2 protein-coding genes and 1 pseudogene are annotated in these 1,513 nt (G+C 61.3%); all 3 read left to right on the top strand.

Annotated elements, in window-relative coordinates; translation table 11 throughout:
* The coding region (locus CT676_RS45970; protein WP_244623543.1) for a hypothetical protein at positions 1–180 on the top strand (180 nt) is incomplete at its 5' end.
* A gap of 519 nt (positions 181–699) precedes the next feature.
* On the top strand, positions 700–1,077 hold the full coding sequence (locus tag CT676_RS43610) for a hypothetical protein (protein WP_135217351.1): 378 nt from the start codon (positions 700–702) through the stop codon (positions 1,075–1,077).
* 107 nt (positions 1,078–1,184) lie between these two features.
* A pseudogene (locus CT676_RS44835) lies at positions 1,185–1,513 on the top strand (DNA ligase); the annotation flags it as partial.

The raw sequence follows: 1,513 nt of genomic DNA, 5'->3' as shown, positions 1-1,513 counted from the left end.
TGCGTTGTCCAGAAACTACTCTCGTATGACGTGAAGCTGGCGCGCATGTGCGGCGCAGATGTGGTTGCGGAAACGCCGCGCAAGCACCAGGATAACCCCCAGCGCGACTATGTTCACGAGCTGTGTCATCATGAACACCACATCGCCTATGGTGATCGAATGACCGAGAAAGAGCGCTGACGACAACTTCCATAGTGCGTACGCGCGCACGCTGATTCCGGCGGAGCATTGCTCACTCAAGAGGCGCCAGATCTGAGGGACGTAGGCGCCGATGACAAGCGCGGTCGCAAAATAGCCGACGAGGAAGGGAGACTGAGGATTGGGGCCGTCGCGCGGCTACCGAACGTGCGAGACTTCAGGCTGACATCTGGTGACAAGGAGATTGCGAGGAGGCTCGGCGGCACCGCCAAGCAAGTCTCACAGCAGGAAGCCCAGGCTGCTCGCGCGATTGCAGATCAATTCGCCCGACGAGATCGCCGATGCATGAGCGATGGGCGGCCTGGCCGCGCTATCGAGGCATCACGTAGAAATCTCGCCGGCGAAACCACGCGCACGTCTCTTGTCGGAACGGTCGGCGCACACCAGACGATACATTGACCTAAGGATCAAAGATGCGCCGCTGCCACTGGTCCAAGGTTAACGAATGGTTAAGCCGGGTCTGGGAGGTTGCAAAGGGGGTGACCTAAAACGAGGTCCACCATGTTGAGGCTGAAGAAAGCTGCCCCGGTATCCCGCAATTTGAACATCGGCCAGATCGACACCGCCGAGTTGCTGCTGCACCGCGTGTACGCCTTTGGAGCGGCCGAGGGACATGCCTCCGGCGAGTCAGTGGGGCAAGACGCTGCGGGCTGGGAACGGGCAGAAATGGCTCTGCTACAGGCGCAGATCGACACCCAGCGCCAAATTATCAAGCTGCTCCGCAACGAATTGTCAGACGTGAGGAAGGAACGGGACGCTTGGCGCAGTCGGGCTCACAGGCTGTGTCGATCGGTTTCGACTGACCTCACAGCCACCCCGCGCCCCGGATCGTTTGCGGCATTGCTCCAGCAACGTCGAATACATTTCCGGCAGCATTGACTCAAACAACTGCCGCAAGGACCGCACCTCGCGCCGATAATAAGGGGTGCCCCTGGGTCATTGTAGTAGAGGTGCAATGTGAGTCTGACGAGACGGCGGGTCGCACGTGGACCAAGCGATACCCCTGGATCGTCGAGGCCGCGCTGAAGAACCGCGAGCAGCAGTTCGCCATCGACGGCGAGGCTGTGGTGCTCGGCGTCGATGGCGCCTCGGACTTCAATGCCCTGCACTTGCGCAAGCATGATCACGAGGTTCAGCTCTATGCGTTCGACATCCTCGCGCTTGGCGGCGAGGACCTGCGCCAGCTGCCATTGAGACCGATCTGGCGCGGCTGCTCCGCGGCCGGCCTGATGGCATATTCGTCGCGCCGTTCGAGGCTGCCGAGATCGGTCCGGATCTATTCGCCGCCGCCTGCCGCATGGGCCTCGAGGGCCTG

It is taken from the genome of Bradyrhizobium sp. MOS001, assembly GCF_004634465.1.
Taxonomy (GTDB): domain Bacteria; phylum Pseudomonadota; class Alphaproteobacteria; order Rhizobiales; family Xanthobacteraceae; genus Bradyrhizobium; species Bradyrhizobium barranii.
Note: the sequence above shows the minus strand (reverse complement) of the source record. Positions and strands in the feature narration are given on the sequence as shown.

Coding starts and splice junctions, on each gene's coding strand:
- CT676_RS43610 (WP_135217351.1), top strand. CDS start 700: ATGTTGAGGCTGAAGAAAGCTGCCCCGGTATCCCGCAATTTGAACATC.